Source organism: Comamonas koreensis, from assembly GCF_021026195.1.
In the GTDB taxonomy this organism is placed as follows: domain Bacteria; phylum Pseudomonadota; class Gammaproteobacteria; order Burkholderiales; family Burkholderiaceae_C; genus Comamonas; species Comamonas koreensis.
Genome location: NZ_JAJNCT010000005.1, coordinates 40,134 through 58,562 on the forward strand (window position 1 = coordinate 40,134; position 18,429 = coordinate 58,562).

Below are 18,429 nucleotides of genomic sequence, written 5' to 3' on the forward strand. Positions count from 1 at the left end.
GATTGTTCAAATCCATGCAACGCTGCGTTCAAACCAGCGGCACCCCAAACAGGTGCCCAAGCCCTACAGTAGATACAGGCGCCAACCACCAATGGCAAGCAGGCGCTCTTCACCGCGGTTGCGGTCCGTATTCAACGATTGAGGAAATATTCACCATGGCTAAAGTTCTGGTTCTCTACCATTCCATGTACGGTCACATCGAGACCATGGCCGGCAAGATCGCCGAAGGCGCACGCAGTGTCGCCGGCACCGAGGTTGTCATCAAGCGTGTACCCGAGACCATGCCGCAAGAGGCCTTCCAGGCCGCTGGCGGCAAGGTGGACCAAGCAGCCGCCGTCGCCACGCCCGCCGAGCTGGCCGAGTACGACGCCATCATCTTTGGCACCCCTACCCGTTTTGGCAATATGAGCGGCCAGATGCGCAGCTTCCTCGACCAGACCGGCGGCCTCTGGGCCAAGGGCGCGCTGTCGGGCAAGGTCGGCAGCGTGTTCACCTCCACGGGCACCCTGGGCGGCCAGGAAACCACCGTGACCTCTTTCTGGAACACCCTGGCCCACCACGGCATGGTGATCGTGCCCGCCGGCTTTGGTCTGCCTTCGCAGTTTGACCTCTCGCAGGCCAAGGGCGGCTCGCCCTACGGCGCTGCCACCCTGGCCGGTGCCGATGGCTCGCGCCAGCCATCCGCCCCCGAGCTGGAACTGGCCTTTGCCCAGGGCGCCAAGGTCGCCGCACTGGCCGCCAAGCTGAGCGCCTGAGCCTTTCGCCGGCCCGGCCGGCTGAAGCAGTCTTAGAACGTAAAAAAGCCAGTCAGAGGTTCTGACTGGCTTTTTGGCTTTTTGGTTTTGGCGCCTTGTGAGGCGCCTGCCACCGTGCTGGTGGCAGGGCAGTGCCGCTTACTTGGCGGCCAGGCGCTGCCAGGTGTCAATCACGCTGTCGGGGTTCAGCGAGATCGAGGCAATGCCCTTGTCCGCCAGCCACTGCGCAAAGTCAGGGTGGTCCGAAGGGCCCTGGCCGCAGATACCGACGTACTTGTTCTGTGCCAGGCAGGCGGTGATAGCGCGCTCGAGCATCTTCTTGACGGCAGGGTCGCGCTCGTCAAAGTCGGCAGCCAGCAGTTCCAGACCGGAGTCACGGTCCAGGCCCAGGGTCAGCTGGGTCAGGTCGTTCGAGCCGATCGAGAAGCCGTCGAAGTACTCCAGGAACTCATCGGCCAGGATGGCGTTCGAGGGCACTTCGCACATCATGATGACTTCCAGACCGTTCTCGCCGCGCTTGAGGCCATTGGCCGCCAGCAGCTCGGTCACGCGCTTGGCCTGGTCCAGGGTACGCACGAAGGGGATCATGATCTTGACATTGGTCAGGCCCATGTCGTTGCGCACGCGCTTGAGCGCCTCGCATTCCATCTTGAAGGCTTCGCCGAAGTCCTTGGAGATGTAGCGCGCTGCACCACGGAAGCCCAGCATCGGGTTTTCTTCATCGGGCTCGTAGCGGCTGCCGCCGATCAGCTTGCGGTATTCGTTGGACTTGAAGTCCGACATGCGCACGATGACCGGCTTGGGGTAGAACGCCGCAGCGATCGTTGCCACACCTTCGGTGATCTTGTCCACGTAGAAAGCGCGTGGCGAGGCATGGCCACGGGCCACGGACTCAACGGCCTTCTTCAGGTCGGCATCCACAGCGGGGTAGTCCAAGATGGCCTTGGGGTGCACGCCGATGTTGTTGTTGATGATGAATTCCAGACGCGCCAGACCCACGCCCTCATTGGGCAGCTGGGCAAAGTCAAAGGCCAGCTGGGGGTTGCCCACGTTCATCATGATCTTGGTCTTGATCGGCGGCATCTCGCCACGCTTGACCTCGGTCACTTCGGTTTCGAGCAGGCCGTCATAGATGCGGCCGGTATCGCCTTCCGCGCAGCTGACCGTCACCAGGGTGCCGTCCTTCAGCAAGTCGGTGGCATTGCCGCAGCCCACGACCGCAGGGATGCCCAGCTCGCGCGCAATGATCGCGGCGTGGCAGGTACGGCCACCGCGGTTGGTGACGATGGCCGCCGCCTTCTTCATCACCGGCTCCCAGTTCGGGTCGGTCATATCGGTCACCAGCACATCGCCGGCTTCGACCTGGTCCATCTGCGAGATGTCGGAGACCAGGCGCACACGGCCGGTGCCGATCTTCTGGCCAATCGCGCGGCCTTCGGCCAGCACGGTGCCGCTGCCCTTGAGCTTGTAGCGCTGCTCGGCCTGGCCCTTGGACTGGCTCTTCACCGTCTCAGGGCGTGCCTGCAGGATGTAGAGCTTGCCGTCGGTGCCGTCCTTGCCCCATTCGATATCCATCGGGCGGGCATAGTGCTTCTCGATCACCAGCGCGTACTGCGCCAGCTCATGCACTTCGGCATCGGTCAGCGAATAGCGGTTGCGCAGCTCGGGGCTCACATCGGTGGTGCTCACCAGCTTGCCGGAGGCTGCTTTTTCCTCAGGCGTTGCAAACACCATCTGCAGCAGCTTGGAGCCCAGGTTGCGGCGGATCAGTGCCTGCTTGCCCGCTTCGAGCATGGGCTTGTGCACATAGAACTCGTCCGGGTTCACGGCGCCCTGCACCACGGTCTCACCCAGGCCATAGCTGGAGGTGATGAAGACCACCTGGTCAAAGCCCGATTCGGTATCGATAGTGAACATCACGCCTGCGGCACCCTTGTCCGAGCGCACCATGCGTTGTACACCGGCCGACAGGGCCACCACATCGTGCTCAAAGCCCTTGTGCACGCGGTAGGAGATGGCGCGGTCGTTGTAGAGCGAGGCAAACACTTCCTTCATCTTGTGCAGCACATCGTCGATGCCCACCACGTTCAGGAAGGTTTCTTGCTGGCCGGCGAACGAAGCGTCAGGCAGGTCTTCTGCGGTGGCCGAGGAGCGCACGGCAAACGAGGCCTCGGTGTTGCCCGCTTGCAAGGTCACAAAGGCCTCGGCAATCGCTTTTTGCAGATCGAGCGGGAAAGGCTGGGCCTCGACCATGGCACGGATCTCGGCGCCGACCTGGGCCAGCGCGCGCACATCATCCACATCCAGCGCCGCGAGCTTGGCGCTGATCTTGCCAGCCAGGCCTTCGTGGGCCAGGAACTCACGGAAGGCGTGGGCCGTCGTGGCAAAGCCAGTGGGCACGCGCACGCCTTGCGGCAGTTGCGAGATCATTTCGCCGAGTGAGGCGTTCTTGCCGCCTACGACCTCGACGTCGGTCATTCTCAGGTTCTCAAACGGTACGACCAAGGCGGTCGCGCTGTAGAGGTTGGACATGGTGAAGCTCCGGAAGTTAAAAACTGGCTCGGGCGCCCATGGCCGCAGTGGGGGCAATGGCACGCACGCATAGACTCCTGTCCGGCCGCTGGGGGCTCGGACATCTGGCTTTGTATTTGTACTGGTAGGCCGGAGTACATGCGGGAAATGTGAATAATGGGCGTCATTGTAGGCGTGCTGCCGCCGTTTTGCTTGCGACTTGCTGAACACCGTGGTCAACAATGACAAACCCCGCACGCAGCGGGGCACCGCCTGCGACAGAATTCGCCCGTTACCGCCGATGTAGCATTAGGCCCAACATGCACCAACGCACCATTTTCTTTATCTCTGATGGCACCGGCGTGACAGCCGAGACCTTTGGCCGCGCCATCATGAAGCAGTTCGACATCACCACCCGCGCGGTGCGCCTGCCCTTTGTGGACACGGTCGACAAGGCCCACCAGGCCGTGCACCAGATCAACCACACGGCCGACAAGGAAGGCAAAAAGCCTATTGTTTTCACGACCTTGGTTGAGCCCGAGACCGTCAAGGTGGTGCATGAGCACTGCAAGGGCCTGGTGATGGACATGTTTGCCACCTTTGTCCAGCCGCTGGAAGACGAGCTGGGCGCCAAGTCGCACCACCGCATCGGCCGCTTTACCGATATCAGCGAGAGCAAGGAATACTTTGACCGCATGGAGGCGATCAACTTCAGCCTGGCGCATGATGACGGCCAGACCAACCATGACCTGGCTGGTGCCGATGTGATCCTGGTGGGGGTGAGCCGCAGTGGCAAGACACCTACCAGCCTCTACCTGGCGATGCAGTTTGGCCTGAAGGTGGCCAACTACCCGCTGATCCCCGAGGATTTCGACCGCCAGCAGCTGCCCCCGGCCCTGCTGCCTTATAAGAAGAAGATCTTTGGCCTGACCATTGCGCCCGAGCGCCTGTCCCAGATCCGCAATGAGCGCCGCCCCGACTCACGCTACGCCAGCCTGCAGAACTGCCGCATGGAAGTGGCCGAGGCCGAATCGATGATGCGCCGCGCCGGCATCCAGTGGCTGTCGACCACGCACAAGTCCATCGAAGAGATTGCCGCCGTGGTGCTGCAGGACCTCAAGCAGGACGAGTGAGCGGCCCGCTGCCAATCGCTGCTAGTTGCTGCTGATTGCTGCACATCTCGGCCACTCGCTATTCCGTAACGCTGCGCGGTATTGATGCGCAGCGTTACCCTTGCTTCGCACAGCTTTACAGCAGGCCGCATGCCCGCCTGCTATAACCAAGCGATCACGGCCCCGTGTGGATGGGCCGCCGCTCAGGAGTTCAAGCATGAACACAACTTTGACCTGGATCGCCAGCGCCGGCCTCTGTGCCGCGCTGCTGACCGCCCTGCCCGCCCAAGCTGCGCAGCCGGGCGCTTTTTCCGTGACCGAGACCAAATCGGCCATCGGCAACAAACCCGCCAAGGCCCCACGCACCAAGGACCGCTGCATCGGCCCTGAGCTGGTGGACAAGGAAGGCTTTCTCTACCCGGATCTTATCCTGTCCAAGCATTTCAGCCAGTGCCGCATCAAGGACAGCCAGCTGCTGGACAAGAACAACAAGAGCTGGACGGTGACCTGCGGCAAGATGCTGACCGCCCAGGCCAAGCAAACCAATACCGGTGACAACTTTCATCTGCACATCGATGCAGCCCTGCTGGGCGGCGCGATGAAGCAGACGCTGGACTACGAGGCCCAGAGCTTGAAGCGCCAGTGCAAGCCTGAAGACGAGCCGCTGGAATAAGCAAGCACGCCACCAAGCAACACAGCGGGCTCAGGCCCGCTTAGTTTTGTGCGAAGAGATACTGGGCCGTGCCATCCGGCGCCTGGGTGGCAAAGCAGCCCACGCCCCAAACCTGGGCAATGGTCTCGGGTGTCAGCACCTCGTGTGCGGGGCCATGCAGGCAGCCGCCGCCATGCACCAGCAGCACATCGTCGGCATAGCGCAATGCCAGGTTCATGTCGTGCACCACGGCAATCACCCCCACTCCGGCAGACGGCCCCGCATGCGCCCAGTCGCGCAGCAAGGCCATGGTCTGGTGCTGCCAGGCCAGGTCCATCGCAGCGGTGGGCTCATCGAGCAGCAGCCAGCGCGCGCCACCGCAGGCCGCCGGCTCCCACAACTGGGCCAGCACCCGCGCCAGATGGGTGCGCGCCCGCTCCCCGCCTGACAAGGTGCGCACGCTGCGCTGGGCAAAGGCGCTGACCTGGGTCAGCGCCATCGCACGGGCCACAATGCCGGCCTCGTCGGTGCTGGGATGGAGCCGGTGCGCATAGCGCCCCAGCTCCACCACCTCTTGCACCGTGAAGTCAAAGGCCACACCGCCGTCCTGCATCATCATGGCGCGGCGCAGCGCCAGCTGCTCGGATGACCAGCGGGACAGCGGCTGCCCATCAAAAAACAGCTGGCCGCCATGGGGCTGCCACTGGCCCGTCAAGGTACTCAGCAGGCTGGATTTGCCAGCCCCATTGGGCCCGACGATGGCGGTCACCCGGCCCGCCTCGATGCGGGTATGCAGGCTCACCAGGGTATCGCCACCGGGCACACCGACAGCCAGGTGCTCCAGGCGCCAGCTGCTGGCAGGCCCGCCCAATGCGCTTGGCTGCGCGGGCCGGGTGGCAGCGCCCCAGGTCTTGAAGGGATTGAACATCTGCAGCCTCGCTCAGAGCTGGCGCCGGAACTGGCGCAGCATGGCCAAAAACAGCGGCACGCCGACCAGGGCGGTCAGCACGCCCAGCGGCAGCTCGGCCGGCGCCACCACCGTGCGCGCAAAGGCATCGGCAAACACCACCATCGCAGCACCCAGCAGGGCCGATGCCGGCAGCACCACGCGGTGGTCCGGCCCGGCCAGCATGCGCACCCAGTGCGGGGCCACCAGACCGATAAAACCAATCATGCCGCAGCCGGCGGTGATGCAACCCACAACCAGGGCAGCCAGCACCACAGCCAGGCGCTTGGTGCGCTCCACCCCCACGCCCATCAGGCTGGCCTGGGCCTCGCCCAGGGCAATGGCATTGAGGGGCTGGGCCAGGCGCTGGGCGATCAGCATGGCCACGGCCACCACGGCGCAGGTCATCAAGGCCACCGGCCAGCGCGTGCTGCCCAGGCTGCCCATCAGCCACAGCTGCAGGTTGCGCAGCTGTTCGTCGGTCGACAGAAAACTCAGCAGGCCCAGGCCAGCCATTGCCAGCGCATTGATGGCCACGCCCGCCAGCAGCATCACACCAATGCGCGTGCCACCACCGGTTTGGGACAGGCCATAAATCAGAAAGGTGGTGAACAGGCCGCCGCCAAAGGCGGTCAGCATCAGCGGCCAGCTGCCCAGGCTGCGCGGCAGCGCCGGAAACCACAGCGCGCCCATCACAATCAGCGCCGCAGCCGCCAAGGCCGCGCCGCTGCTGACCCCAATCAGGCCCGGGTCGGCTAGGGGATTGCGAAACAGCCCCTGCATCAGCGCCCCGGCCATTCCGAGCCCAGCACCCGCCGCCAGGCCCAGGATGAGGCGCGGCAGGCGGATGGTGGCAAACACCAGCTGCTCGGTGCTGGCGCCCGGGCTGGTAGCGCCTGCGCCCTGCCACCAGTGCAGCCAGGCGTTCCAGGTGATACCCGGCAGGCGCGCCGCATCGATCGCAAAGGCGCCCTGTCCGGCCGCAAACACAAAGGCCGCCAGCACCAGCAAGGCCATCAGGCCCAGGGTGCTGGATTTGCCCAGGCGCCGGTGCGCCCGGCCCTGGCTGGGCCGCCGCAGCACCGGCGTTGCCGCTGCAGCAGCCGGGGCGGGCGTTGGCGCCACTGCATGCAAACCTGCTGTTGGTGCTGGCGTGCTGTGCGGGGCGTCCGCGCTGATGCGCACACGCGCCGCTTCGCTCATGGCTGGATGGCCAGCAAGCCCTGGTGCAGTGCCTGCACGGCCTGCGGCAAGCGCGGGCCATAGCCCAGCAGTTGGCTTGCCTCCAGCGCCACCATGGTCTTGTTCTTGAACGCAGGGGTCAGTGCCAGCTCGGGCCGCGCCCAGAACTTCTCCGCACCGCCCACTGCCTCCAGGCCCTGGGTGGTGGTCACGATCACCTGCGGCGCCGCCTGCGCCATGGCTTCGGCCGTCAACGGCCGGTAGCCTTGGAAGCCCTGCATCACATTGGTGGCGCCGCCCAGGCGCAGCAGCGCATCGGCCGCCGTGGCCTGGCCTGCCACCTGGGGCGATCCGCTGTGCGACAGCACGAACAGCGCACGCGGCGCGCGCCCGGCTGCCACACTGGCACGCACCTGGGCCTGGGTCTGGTCCCAGTCGGTCTGCAAGCGCTGCGCCAGCTGCTCGGCCTGGGCCTGCTTGCCGGTGGCCTGGCCTACCAGCCGGATCTTGCGCAGCACCTCGTCCCAGCTGTGGTCGGACTGCACCAGGGCCACGGTCACCCCGGCTTGCGCAATCTGCTGCAGTACCACGGGCGGGCCAGCCTCGGTCGTGCCGATCACCGTATCGGGCTTGAGCGAGAGCACGCCCTCGGCGGCCAGCTGGCGCACATAGCCCACCTTGGGCGTCTTGTCGGCGGCCGCCGGGTAGTTGCTGGTGGTATCGCTGCCCACCAGCAGTTGCTCGGCGCCCAGCAGGTAGATGATTTCGGTCAGCGCGCCACTCAAACTGATCAGGCGCTTGGCCGCCACCTGGGGCTGCATGCCGACAAAGGGCTGCAGCACTGATTTGGCACCCGCATCGGCCACCGGCCGGGCGGGCTGCGCCCACAACGGGCCCGCCATGGCTGCAGCGGCAGCACCAGCAGCCCAGGCCAGGCAATCACGGCGATTCAATAAAGCCATCTTGCACTCCTCAAGCGCTCACCGGCTCGGCGTTCAGGCGCGGCAGGCCGGTCGCCAGCGCGCGCCAGCCAGCCAGTTCCGGCTTGCCGGGCTTGCGGGCACCAAAGAACATGGCCATCAGGTCGCCATAGGCGTCGAACAGCTCGACCGAGGTGACGGTGCCATCGCTGGTCGGTTTCTCCACCAGCCAGGCATGGGCGATCAGATCGGTGCGCAGATGCAGATTGAAGCCCTGGTCCAGCACATTGATCCATTCGGCATTGGGGCTGCGCATCGGCTCGATGCGCTGCACCGGGCCGCTGTGGATCTGGATGCAGCCGCCGCTGCTGACAAACACCATGATGGGTGTGGCCGAGAAGCTGGCCTCGTTGAGCAAGGCGGTCACGCTGTCCTTGGCCAGCGGCCAGGCAAACTGGCCCTGCACCAGGCGGAAGGACTGCTGGCGCTCGGCCCCGGCCTTCCTGATGATGCTGAAGAACTCATGCGTGTCCTTCATGCCGGCCCAGGCGGCCTGCAGGGCGGGCACATCGACGCTGCTGTCTGCCGGCACGCTGACGGGCTTGCGTGCCTCTGGCGCATCAAAGCCGGGCACGCTGCCGCCAGCAGCCACCGCAAAGCGCTCCACCAGCGCCTGCCAGGCCTGCAGGTCGCTGGCATCGCGGGCATAGACCTTGTGCACTGCCCGGCCTGCGCGGTTGTAGAACTGCAGGCTGCGCAGCACCGTGCTGCCGCCATGGGCGGAGGTCTCGGTCACCGCAAAGCCGGCATGCCAGCTGGCAAAAAACAGGCGCAGGTCAATGTCCTCGTTCAGCGCAATGCCCACCTGGGCACCCAGCTCGCCGCCGGCGCTGAGATTGGCATAGATGCCGGTCTTCTCATGCACAGTGCTGGCATTGCGGGTCAAGGCCATCACCGGGCCGCAGGCTTCCAGTGCCTTGAGCACCTCCACCCAGGCGCCCTGGGGTGCTGCCAGCACCTGCACCTGCAGGCTACTGCCCTCGGGCTGCCACTGCTGGGCATGGGCGGCAATCGCCTCGCCTTCGCTGGTGCCGGCGGCTTCGGCCGCTTCCTTGGCGCGCAGTCCCTTGGCACGTTCTGCGGCAAAGGCGCGGCGGATGTCTGCAGCACGGGCCGCGCTCAAGGCGGCTGGCGCAGCGGCGGGGGAAAGAGACGAATTCATGGGGGACTCCTTAGGGAAAAGCCGGCAGCGTGCAGAGCGCGCACGCTGCCCACAGAGGCAGATTTAGAACTCAGCGACCAGGCTGACCTTGGCCGAGCGACCCGGCTGGGTGTAGCTATCGATAACGCCTGAGCTGGACGCGAGACCACGCACATCGGACCAGCGCCAGTACTTCTTGTCGGTCAGGTTGTAGATACCCACGTTCAAGCGCAGGTCCTTGCGGATGCGCCATTGCGCTGTCAGGTCCACCAAGGTGGCCGATGGGTTCAGGAACTGGGTGCCACCGCTAGGGTTGGTCGTGTCTTTGGCCTTTTTGCCCTGGGTGTAGTTCAGGCCCAGCTGCGCTGTCCAGACGGCGGCCTCGGCACGCAGGCCCACGGTAAAGCGCTGCGGATCGATGGACGACAGCGGCTCGGCGCTGCTACGGTCACGGCCCTGGGTACGGCCCCAGGAAAACGGCGTGCTCCAGCCGATGCCGGCGTAGCGCCCCCAGTCGGCATCGCCCTTGACTTCAAAGCCACTGATGTTGACTTTGCCTCGGTTGACCGACTGGAACACCAGCGGATCAGCAGCGGTACCCACACCGCCCACCTGCACCAGGTCGTCGATAAAGTCCTTGTAGCGGCCGGTGAATGCCGCCACATCCAGCGCCACATTGGCCAGACGTCCCCGTACCCCAAACTCCAGGTTCTGGCTGGTTTCCGGCTTCAGGTCAGGATTCGGAATGGTCTTGTAATTGCCCACCGGGTTTTCAAAGAAGGCATTGACCTGGCCCGCATTGGGCGCTCGGAAGCCCTTGGCGTAGTTGCCGAACACACTCCATTCCGGATTGACCCGGTACATCACACCCAGCTTGGGCGAGGTGGCATTGCCTGACAGCGACACCGCATTGGCGCCAAAGCCAGCCTGGTCGGCCTTGATGCTGAAGTGGTCATAACGCAGGCCGGGCGTGAAGGTCCAGTCGCCCAGCACCAGCTCATCTTGCGCATACAGTGCCCAGCTCGATTCGGTGGTATCGGGGAAGCGTTTGAGCGGAAAGAGCTCGCCCACTGGCGGCGTGATACCCGTCTGCAGGTTCTCGACATCGCTGCGCACATAGTCGATGCCGTAGGTGATCTTCTGCGCCAGGCCCGCATCGCCACGCAGTACCTTGCTGGCTTGCACATTCGCCTGCCAGGTTTTTTCCTGGTAGGTCACATCGCGGGTGCGGTCAGCAGCGGTCAGGCGGTCTTCGTAGATGAACTCGCGCGAGTCGGCATTCTGGTAGCTCAGGCTGGCCTTGATGTCATCCCACGCGGGCGTGCTCAGGTTGCGCCACTCGCCCGCCCAGCTGCCGCGCGTGCGCTTCATGTCTGTCGACGATCCGGAATCGATGACGGCCGTAGCGGCGGTGACCGGCGGCGCCGTGCGTGCGGTGTAGAGCTGGTAGTCGGCTTTCTTGTCAACATGCTCCACGGTGAAGGTGTGCTTCTGGTCCGCATTGGGTCGCACCACCACCTTGCCCAGCACCGAGGCATCCTTGTCATGCTGCGGATTCGGGGTCGTACGGCGCGTATCAAGCGTGTCGATATCGCCCATGTTCTTGAGCTCATGGCTGCGGCCCAGGTTCACGCCGAGCAGCCATTCGACCGTCTCATTGGGCTTGCCAGCCAGGGTCAGGCCCAGGTTCTTGCCGGTGTTCTGGCTGTCATAGCCTACGCTGGCACGACCGCCAAAGGTCTGGCCGTCTTTGAGCAGGTTGCTGGGCTCGTTGGTGATGAAGTTGACCAGTCCCGCCATGCCGTCAGAGCCATAGAGCGCCGACGTGGCACCCCGCACCACTTCTACCCGCTGGATCATGCCAACATCAAGGTAGTTACGGCCAAAGGCATTGGCGCTGAACACATAGCTGCGCGGCAGGCGGATGCCATCGACCAGCATCAACACACGATTGCCGTCCAGCCCCCGGATATTGAAGCCGGCGTTCTGGTCACGGCCGGTGGAGCCCGACGCCAAGGTGAAGCGTGCCGGTGCGCGCTTGACCGAGACATTGGGCATGTCGCGGGCGATGTCGCGGATATCGCGCATCTGCTGCTCTTCCATCTGCCGGGCATTGATGACATCAATGCTCATCGGCAGCTCGTCGGGGTCTTGCTCATAACGCGAGCCGCTGACAACCATTTCCTTCAGCAAGGGCGCACCGTCAGCAGCCTGAGCGCCGCTGGCTGCTGCTGGGCTTTGGGCCTGCGCTGCCTGGGCCGTGCAGAGCAAGGCCGCCAGCGCCAGCGGTTGCAGGGCCAGCGGCTGGCGTGCGCCAGTGGCTGCAGGCAAGAATGTTGGGGTGGAGGACACGCGATGCGCGTTGCAAGGGGTATGGGCAGCCACGGGCCGAGCTTTCAGACAACAGGGTTGAACAAGGAAGCTGGCAATGACGGCCCGCTGCTAGGCAGGGGCGGCAGCACGGCTGGCGTGCGGGTCACAGGCTGGCGCGCAAACAAGTATATGAGAATAATTCTTATTTATCGACAAAATAGCCCTGCAACAGATTGTGCCGCAGCCAAATAGCGACAGATCCAGCGGAATGCATGAGGTCGGCTGTTATTGCTCCTGGATCGCTCAGCAGATCGACGGTTTAGCAAGGGGCTTGCGCCAACAAAAAAACCGCCTGGTCTGCAAGGCCTGCGTGGTTGGAGCGCCAGATGGGCGCCCTCCTTCGCGATGGCATGCAGACCAGGCGGCTGAGGCGCTGGCCGGATGGGCAGCTTAGCTGACTACTTCAGCCACTTCTGCGCCTCTTGCTGCAGCACGCCGCGCAGCGCCAGCACATCCCAGGTGAACTGCATCACGCGCTGGTAGTCGGCATCGTCCACCGGCAGCATGAAGCCCAGCTGGTTGACGGGGGTGAGCGGCTTGTCCAGGTAGGCGGCGTAGAGGCGCGGGTCGGCCTTGCTGTAGTGCAGCGCCTCATACGTCTCGGTGATCATCGCATCGCCCTTGCCTTCGGCGATCAGGGCCGGAATCTCGGCATTCTTGTCATGCGTGCTGACCTGGGCGTTCTTCAGGTTCTGCAGCACATAGGCCTCGTTGGTGCCGCCGGGGTTCTTGATCACGCGCACGCTGGCCTGGTTCAGGCTTTCGGGCGTGGTGAACTTGTCCTTGTCGGCCGCACGCACCAGGGCCACCTTGCCGAACGGTGCATAGCCCGGCAGCATCTGCACCTTGCTCAGGCGCGCCACATTGCGGGTGATGCCGCCCACGGCCACATCGAACTTGTTGTCCTGCAGGTCCTGCATCAGCTTGGGCCAGCTGGTGTCCACATACTCGACCTTGACGCCCAGCTCCTTGGCCATGGCCTCGACCACCTCGATGTCGTGGCCGGCGTACTTGCCATCAGCCTTCATCGCAAAGGGGCGGTAGTCGCCCGGCGTGCCCACGCGCAGCACCTTGGCCTGCATGATGGCGTCGAGCCGGGGGCCCGCTTGGACAGGCAGCGACAGCGCTGCAAGCGCCGTCGCGCTGACGGCCACGGCGGCGAGGGTCTTGGTTTTCTTCAGGAACATGTTGGCACCTTGGTGTTTCGACAATCGGGAGGGAGATCATGCAAAAAAAGCGTGCACACCGTTGCGGTGTACACGCTTTTTGAGACACGCGGCGCCATTGTGTCCCAGTGCCCGCCGCCTGCCCATCGGGGTTCACCCAAGCGCGGCAGGCGCTGCGGCAATCTCAATAACGCGAGATCTGGCCCTGGTTGATCTGCACGCGGTCGCCCGGGCGCAGATCGCCGGGGTTGGGCACATCGAAAATGCGCTGGCCGCCGTTTTGCAGGTTGATATGGATGCGGTAGCCGCTGACGGTGCTGCGGCCGCCACCATTGGACGACTGCTCCAGCGCATTGCCAGCCGCTGCGCCACCAGCCACACCGGCTGCCGTGGCGGCCATGCGGCCAAAGCCGCCGCCGACCTGGTTGCCCAGCACGCCGCCGACCACGGCACCCAGGATGGCGCCTACGCCGGAGGTGCTGCGCGACTGCGAGCGCAGCTCTTCAATATTGGCCACGGTGCCGTATTCCATACCGTAAGGCGCTTGCTGCTGCGGGTAGCTGCCCTGTTGCTGGGGCGCCGGGCCTTGCGGGTAGCGGTTGTCATAACGGGGGGGTGCCTGCACACAGGCTGCCAGTACCGAGGTGGCCGCCAGGGCCAGACCCAGCTTGCCTGCACGTTGCAGCAGGCTGCGCGAGCTTGGATTCGTTTGAGACATTGCGCTCTCCTTTCAGATCACAAAAATGACTAGGGGGTCAGGGCCATGGGTGGCCCGCCAGTATCAATAGCTTGGTGCCGCTGGCTTATTTGGTGCCGGTGGAGCCATAGCCCCCGGCGCCGCGTTCGGACACATCGCCAAAATCTTCCACCACTTGAAAGCTTGCCTGCACCACCGGCACGATCACCATCTGTGCCAGACGCTCCATCGGCTGCAGCACAAAGGGCTGGGTGCTGCGGTTCCAGGCGCTGACCATCAGCTGGCCTTGGTAGTCGCTGTCGATCAGGCCGACCAGGTTGCCCAGCACGATGCCATGCTTGTGGCCCAGGCCCGAGCGCGGCAGGATCATCGCGGCGTAACCCGGGTCGCGCAGGTGGATGGCCAGACCGGTGGGCACCAGTTGCCAGGCATTGGGCTCCAGGGTCAGCGGTTCATCCAGGCAGGCACGCAAATCCAGGCCGGCGCTACCGGGCGTGGCGTACTGGGGCAGTTGCTCTTGCATGCGGGGGTCGAGAATCTTCAGGTCAACGATCATGGTGGTGGTTCAAAAACAATGCAGCGAAGGCTAGCATATACACAACGCCCGCCAGCGCAGTTGGTGCACCGGCCTACAGGCATTTACCGTATGCATACAAATGCAAGCATCTGCAGCGGCAGCGCCCCACCACCCCGGCAGCCGAGGCTGCGACTGCCTTCTGACCCGCCTGATAGCGCGCAACTAGTCCTTATGGGTCCAGCCTTTTTTGAAGGCCGCGATCAGCATCACAATGCCCAGCGGCGGGAACATGATGCCCAGGATCACCGCAATCAGTATCCCGATGAGCTTGAAGCCGCTGAAGGATTTCTTGGTGGCGGTGCTGTTGCCCGCCGAGGTGAAAATCGACGTGGTGGCTGCGCCTGAACTGCTGCGCGTGGTGGTGGTCAGCGTTTGCGCCGCGCCTTGGCGCTTGTCCTTGCGCGTCTGGTCCATCTGGCGGATGCGGTCGAGCAGCTCCTGGGCCTGGTCGGCAATCGGGTTGTTGCCAGCACCTTGGCCTGAGGCGCCCGGTGTTGCCTGCGCCTGGCCACTGCGCGGCCGCGCCGGCCGCTGCGTGCTGCCCACGGTATGGGCGGCGCCGGGGTTCTGCCGGGCGATGAGCTGCTCCACATAGCGCACAAAGTCGCCGTGTGGCGGGGTGTCATAGACAGAAGCCGTGTCCCTGTTCAGCAGTGCCAATTGCATCTCCTCCTGGCGCTGTCGCCTGCAAGTGGCGGCAGCGATTGATAGTTTCAAACTCCGGCATAGCAAGCCTGCATGCCCGGACCCTCTTGTCCCTCTGAGAGCGCATTGTGCTTGACATCCAGCGCCCCTACAACGCGTCAGATGCGGCGCCCGCTGCCTGCACCCGGCCTTGCTTTCTGTCACAATGGCCTCAACTTTTGTCCATGGCGCAACCCCTGGCGCCAAAAAACCCAAAATTTAACGAGGAACCTGCCATGTCGGAATCCCTGATCAAGCACACCAACGAAGCCAGCTTTGACGGCGATGTTCTGCAACCCAACACCAATGTTCTGGTGGACTTCTGGGCCGAATGGTGCGGCCCTTGCAAGCAGATCGCCCCGGTGCTGGAAGAAGTGTCGGTCAGCTACAAGGACAAGCTGCAGATCGCCAAGGTCAATGTCGATGAAAACCGCGCCATCTCGGCCAAGTTCGGCATCCGTGGTATCCCTACCCTGATGCTGTTCAAGAACGGCCAGCTTGCCGCCACCAAGGTTGGCGCACTGAACAAGGCCCAACTGACGGCCTTCCTGGACGAGCAACTGGCCTGAATCCAGACCTGGTGCATGCCCGGCCGCCGCGTCTGCACCTAGGCATGGCCGCCAAACGTGGCGGCCCCCGCCAACACAGCACGGTTTTTACCGTGCTTTTTTCATTTTTCAAGCATTTGATTTTTCTGTGTTTTTTATAGAAAATCAAAATCCCTAGCCGCATCGTGTTCCGCCGGATACATATAGTTGATAATTCAGGCGGGATGTTCCTGCAACAACCTGTCTATAATCCGCAATCAGATCACCGATCGTATTCCGACCAAGAATAGATCAAGCATGGTCTCCGGCTTCGCGGTCTCCCGCTTATTGCACCGGCTCTGCATTCCCCCTACCTCTAACAGTTACTCCGTTCTGGAGTCCATCCATGCACTTAAATGAGCTCAAGGCACTGCATGTGTCTGAAGTCCTCAAGCTGGCAGAAGAGCTTGAAATTGAAAATACTGGCCGCATGCGCAAACAGGAGTTGATGTTTGCGATCATCAAGAAGCGAGCCAAAGCCGGTGAACAGGTTTTTGCCGATGGCGTTCTGGAAATCCTCCCCGATGGATTTGGCTTTCTGCGAAGCCTCGATACCAGCTTCACCGCCAGCACCGACGATATCTACATCTCCCCCAGCCAGGTGCGCCGCTTCAACCTGCACACCGGCGACATGATTGAAGGCGAAGTGCGCACGCCCAAAGACGGCGAGCGCTACTTTGCCCTGACCAAGCTCGACAAGGTCAACGGTCTGCCCCCTGAGCAGAACAAGCACAAGATGATGTTCGAGAACCTGACGCCGCTGTTCCCCAAGGAACAGATGCGTCTGGAGCGCGACATCAAGGCCGAGGAAAACATCACCGGCCGCCTGATCGACATCATCGCGCCCATTGGTCGTGGTCAGCGCGCACTGATCGTCGCGCCCCCCAAGAGCGGCAAGACGATGATGATGCAGAGCATTGCACACGCCATCACCGCCAACTACCCCGATGTGCACATGATGGTGCTGCTCATTGACGAGCGCCCTGAAGAAGTGACGGAAATGCAGCGCTCGGTCAAGGGCGAGATCATTGCATCGACCTTTGACGAACCCGCTGCCCGCCACGTGCACGTGGCCGAAATGGTCATCGAGCGCGCCAAGCGCCTGGTGGAAATGGGCCAGGACGTCGTCATCATGCTGGACTCCATCACCCGTCTGGCCCGCGCCTACAACAACGTTGTGCCTTCGTCGGGCAAGGTGCTCTCCGGTGGTGTGGATGCCAATGCGCTGCAGCGCCCCAAGCGCTTCTTTGGCGCGGCCCGCAATGTCGAAGAAGGTGGCTCGCTCACCATCATCGCCACCGCACTGGTCGACACCGGCAGCCGCATGGACGAAGTGATCTTTGAAGAATTCAAGGGCACCGGCAACAGTGAACTGCACCTGAGCCGCCGTCTGTACGAAAAGCGCGTCTTCCCCGCCATCGAGCTCAACAAGAGCGGCACCCGCCGCGAAGAGATGCTGCTGGCGCCCGAGATCCTGCAAAAGACCCGCATCCTGCGCCAGTTCATGTACAACATGGACGAGATCGAGTCGATGGAGCTGATGATCAAGAACATGAAGCAGACCAAGAGCAATGTCGAATTCTTCGACATGATGCGCCGAGGCGGCTAAGCCCCGCTCAGCGCCATCCGGCCTGCCAACCCTCCGCTCAAACGGAGGGTTTTTTCATGGTGCAGCGCTCAGGCCCTCGGCCACACCGCCCACGCCACCGCCCAAGGCCTGCTGCAAACCCAGATGGCTTTGCAACAGCGCCAGGCGTGCCGACGCATGGGCCAATTCACTGCTGCGCAGGCGCTCCTGGGCATCGAGCCAGTCACGCAGCGGCACCTGGCCAGCGCGGTAGCGCATGGCGTAGAGGCGCTCGATCTCTTGGCTCTCCTCAAGCGCCAGGCGCAACCAGTCCAATTGCTGTGTCAGCTGTGCGCGCGCCGACAGGGCCTTGTCGACTTCGGCCAGCGCGTCATACAGGGTCTTGCCAAAATTCAGCGCCGCCTCCTCATGGCGGGTGCGGGCGATGTCGGCGGCCAGGCCAAGCTCGCGTGCGTTGAGGAAAGGCAAGCTGAGGTTGGCGCCCAAGTTGGCCACGGGGTTGGCCAGCACCTGCAACAGTGCCTGGCTGGATGTGCCCAGCGACCCCGTCAACGACAGCGTCGGATACAGGCGCGCTGCAGCGGCATCGCTGGCCGCCAGTGCGGCCCGCAGCCGCAGCTCGGCCGCGCGCAGGTCCGGCCGGCGGCCCAGCAGCTCGGCAGGCAGTCCTGCGCTGACAGGCGGCAGGGCCATAGCCGGTAAGCGCTGTGGCTCGGTCTCAAGGTCTGGGGGCGCGCCGTTGAAGAGCGCCATCCGTGTCTGGCGCAGCTCTGCCCTGGTGTGCAACAGCTGGCTAAGTGCCACCTGCTGCTGCGCCACTGCCTGCTCCGCCTCGCGCAAGGCCAGACGAGAATCTGCGCCACTGCGGTAACGCAGAGCCACCAAGGCTTGTACCCGCTGGGCATAGGCCAGGCTGTCCTGCGCATGGCCTATGCGTTCATTCGCCCATCCCACCTGCCAGTACAGATTGGCTACAGAGCCGACCATGGACAGAGCCACCGCATCCAGATCCTCACGGCTGGCCTGCGCCTCCCATGCGGCAGCATCGCGCTGCGCGCCGAGGCGGTCAAAAAGATCGAGCTCCCAACCCAGTCCCAGTTGCGCATTGGCGTTTGTCGTGAGGCCCCGGGCATCACCCGACAAAGGCTGCGTGGCATTGCCAGCCAGCGATAGTGACGGCGTTGGCGCAAGCGCACGCGCTGCCAGTTGCGCCTCCAGCGCCGCACGGCGCACGCGGATGGCGGCGGCAGCCAGGTCGCTATTGCGGGCCAGCGCGAGATCGATCCAGGCATCCAGCTGGGGATCAGCAAATGCGCGCCACCACGCTGAGTCCTGCGGTGCGCCCGCCTCTGGGCCCGCATGCACAAACTGCGCAGGCAAGGCCACCGCTGGTGCCACATAGGGCGTGCGGGTGAGCGACCCACAGCCCGCCAGCGCACTGCCTAACAATATGGTGATCAACGCAATAAGCCGCATGG

At 63.8% G+C, this 18,429-nt stretch carries 16 protein-coding genes; 5 read left to right on the forward strand and 11 right to left on the reverse strand.

The window, feature by feature from the left end; translation table 11 throughout:
* Window positions 1-155 precede the first annotated feature (155 nt).
* On the forward strand, window positions 156-755 hold the full coding sequence (wrbA, locus tag LPW39_RS02355) for an NAD(P)H:quinone oxidoreductase (protein ID WP_116924166.1): 600 nt from the start codon (window positions 156-158) through the stop codon (window positions 753-755).
* A gap of 138 nt (window positions 756-893) precedes the next feature.
* Here the strand turns inward: wrbA and ppsA are convergent, their stop codons facing one another.
* A complete protein-coding gene (gene ppsA / locus LPW39_RS02360; protein ID WP_230771018.1) occupies window positions 894-3,287 on the reverse strand; it encodes a phosphoenolpyruvate synthase in 2,394 nt (797 codons plus the stop codon).
* 299 nt (window positions 3,288-3,586) lie between these two features.
* On the opposite strand from ppsA, the gene ppsR reads away from it, so the two are divergent.
* Together ppsR and LPW39_RS02370 are read left to right on the forward strand one after the other, a co-directional pair.
* Window positions 3,587-4,399, forward strand: coding sequence for a posphoenolpyruvate synthetase regulatory kinase/phosphorylase PpsR (gene ppsR, locus LPW39_RS02365; RefSeq protein ID WP_021026838.1), 813 nt, complete (start codon window positions 3,587-3,589; stop codon window positions 4,397-4,399).
* A gap of 196 nt (window positions 4,400-4,595) precedes the next feature.
* Window positions 4,596-5,051 carry a hypothetical protein gene (locus tag LPW39_RS02370; RefSeq protein ID WP_230771020.1) on the forward strand — a complete coding sequence of 152 codons (456 nt, stop codon included), beginning with the start codon at window positions 4,596-4,598 and terminating at the stop codon, window positions 5,049-5,051.
* 40 nt (window positions 5,052-5,091) lie between these two features.
* Here the strand turns inward: LPW39_RS02370 and LPW39_RS02375 are convergent, their stop codons facing one another.
* From LPW39_RS02375 to LPW39_RS02415, 9 genes are all read right to left on the reverse strand, one after another.
* Window positions 5,092-5,958: a heme ABC transporter ATP-binding protein gene (locus LPW39_RS02375; RefSeq protein WP_230771022.1), complete on the reverse strand. Its 867-nt coding sequence runs from the start codon at window positions 5,956-5,958 to the stop codon at window positions 5,092-5,094.
* Window positions 5,959-5,970: 12 nt separating this feature from the next.
* Window positions 5,971-7,110 (reverse strand): FecCD family ABC transporter permease, encoded by a 1,140-nt coding sequence (locus LPW39_RS02380; RefSeq protein ID WP_407928797.1) that lies wholly within the window; start codon window positions 7,108-7,110, stop codon window positions 5,971-5,973.
* A 65-nt stretch (window positions 7,111-7,175) separates the two neighbouring features.
* Window positions 7,176-8,120: a heme/hemin ABC transporter substrate-binding protein gene (locus tag LPW39_RS02385; protein WP_230771024.1), complete on the reverse strand. Its 945-nt coding sequence runs from the start codon at window positions 8,118-8,120 to the stop codon at window positions 7,176-7,178.
* A 10-nt stretch (window positions 8,121-8,130) separates the two neighbouring features.
* Window positions 8,131-9,300, reverse strand: coding sequence for a hemin-degrading factor (locus tag LPW39_RS02390; RefSeq protein WP_230771027.1), 1,170 nt, complete (start codon window positions 9,298-9,300; stop codon window positions 8,131-8,133).
* Between the two features lie 63 nt (window positions 9,301-9,363).
* On the reverse strand, window positions 9,364-11,631 hold the full coding sequence (locus LPW39_RS02395; RefSeq protein WP_230771029.1) for a TonB-dependent hemoglobin/transferrin/lactoferrin family receptor: 2,268 nt from the start codon (window positions 11,629-11,631) through the stop codon (window positions 9,364-9,366).
* Between the two features lie 419 nt (window positions 11,632-12,050).
* A complete protein-coding gene (locus tag LPW39_RS02400) occupies window positions 12,051-12,839 on the reverse strand; it encodes a transporter substrate-binding domain-containing protein (protein ID WP_230771030.1) in 789 nt (262 codons plus the stop codon).
* A 163-nt stretch (window positions 12,840-13,002) separates the two neighbouring features.
* Complete coding sequence (locus tag LPW39_RS02405; RefSeq protein WP_230771032.1) at window positions 13,003-13,536, reverse strand: glycine zipper 2TM domain-containing protein; 534 nt, start codon at window positions 13,534-13,536, stop codon at window positions 13,003-13,005.
* Window positions 13,537-13,621: 85 nt separating this feature from the next.
* On the reverse strand, window positions 13,622-14,071 hold the full coding sequence (gene dut / locus LPW39_RS02410; protein ID WP_230771034.1) for a dUTP diphosphatase: 450 nt from the start codon (window positions 14,069-14,071) through the stop codon (window positions 13,622-13,624).
* A gap of 183 nt (window positions 14,072-14,254) precedes the next feature.
* Window positions 14,255-14,758: a hypothetical protein gene (locus LPW39_RS02415; protein ID WP_230771036.1), complete on the reverse strand. Its 504-nt coding sequence runs from the start codon at window positions 14,756-14,758 to the stop codon at window positions 14,255-14,257.
* A gap of 254 nt (window positions 14,759-15,012) precedes the next feature.
* Between LPW39_RS02415 and trxA the strand changes: the two genes are divergently transcribed.
* Window positions 15,013-15,345: a thioredoxin TrxA gene (trxA, locus tag LPW39_RS02420; protein ID WP_133855571.1), complete on the forward strand. Its 333-nt coding sequence runs from the start codon at window positions 15,013-15,015 to the stop codon at window positions 15,343-15,345.
* A 364-nt stretch (window positions 15,346-15,709) separates the two neighbouring features.
* Window positions 15,710-16,972, forward strand: coding sequence for a transcription termination factor Rho (gene rho / locus LPW39_RS02425; RefSeq protein WP_230771038.1), 1,263 nt, complete (start codon window positions 15,710-15,712; stop codon window positions 16,970-16,972).
* Window positions 16,973-17,026: 54 nt separating this feature from the next.
* Here rho and LPW39_RS02430 read toward each other — a convergent pair whose 3' ends face one another.
* Window positions 17,027-18,427 (reverse strand): efflux transporter outer membrane subunit, encoded by a 1,401-nt coding sequence (locus tag LPW39_RS02430; protein WP_230771041.1) that lies wholly within the window; start codon window positions 18,425-18,427, stop codon window positions 17,027-17,029.
* Between the last annotated feature and the right edge of the window lie 2 nt (window positions 18,428-18,429).

What these genes read in the sequence shown, in the direction of transcription:
- wrbA (WP_116924166.1), top strand. Translation starts at nt 156, where the DNA reads ATGGCTAAAGTTCTGGTTCTCTACCATTCCATGTACGGTCACATCGAG.
- ppsA (WP_230771018.1), bottom strand. Translation starts at nt 3,287, where the DNA reads ATGTCCAACCTCTACAGCGCGACCGCCTTGGTCGTACCGTTTGAGAAC.
- ppsR (WP_021026838.1), top strand. Translation starts at nt 3,587, where the DNA reads ATGCACCAACGCACCATTTTCTTTATCTCTGATGGCACCGGCGTGACA.
- LPW39_RS02370 (WP_230771020.1), top strand. Translation starts at nt 4,596, where the DNA reads ATGAACACAACTTTGACCTGGATCGCCAGCGCCGGCCTCTGTGCCGCG.
- LPW39_RS02375 (WP_230771022.1), bottom strand. Translation starts at nt 5,958, where the DNA reads ATGTTCAATCCCTTCAAGACCTGGGGCGCTGCCACCCGGCCCGCGCAG.
- LPW39_RS02385 (WP_230771024.1), bottom strand. Translation starts at nt 8,120, where the DNA reads ATGGCTTTATTGAATCGCCGTGATTGCCTGGCCTGGGCTGCTGGTGCT.
- LPW39_RS02390 (WP_230771027.1), bottom strand. Translation starts at nt 9,300, where the DNA reads ATGAATTCGTCTCTTTCCCCCGCCGCTGCGCCAGCCGCCTTGAGCGCG.
- LPW39_RS02400 (WP_230771030.1), bottom strand. Translation starts at nt 12,839, where the DNA reads ATGTTCCTGAAGAAAACCAAGACCCTCGCCGCCGTGGCCGTCAGCGCG.
- LPW39_RS02405 (WP_230771032.1), bottom strand. Translation starts at nt 13,536, where the DNA reads ATGTCTCAAACGAATCCAAGCTCGCGCAGCCTGCTGCAACGTGCAGGC.
- dut (WP_230771034.1), bottom strand. Translation starts at nt 14,071, where the DNA reads ATGATCGTTGACCTGAAGATTCTCGACCCCCGCATGCAAGAGCAACTG.
- LPW39_RS02415 (WP_230771036.1), bottom strand. Translation starts at nt 14,758, where the DNA reads ATGCAATTGGCACTGCTGAACAGGGACACGGCTTCTGTCTATGACACC.
- trxA (WP_133855571.1), top strand. Translation starts at nt 15,013, where the DNA reads ATGTCGGAATCCCTGATCAAGCACACCAACGAAGCCAGCTTTGACGGC.
- rho (WP_230771038.1), top strand. Translation starts at nt 15,710, where the DNA reads ATGCACTTAAATGAGCTCAAGGCACTGCATGTGTCTGAAGTCCTCAAG.
- LPW39_RS02430 (WP_230771041.1), bottom strand. Translation starts at nt 18,427, where the DNA reads ATGCGGCTTATTGCGTTGATCACCATATTGTTAGGCAGTGCGCTGGCG.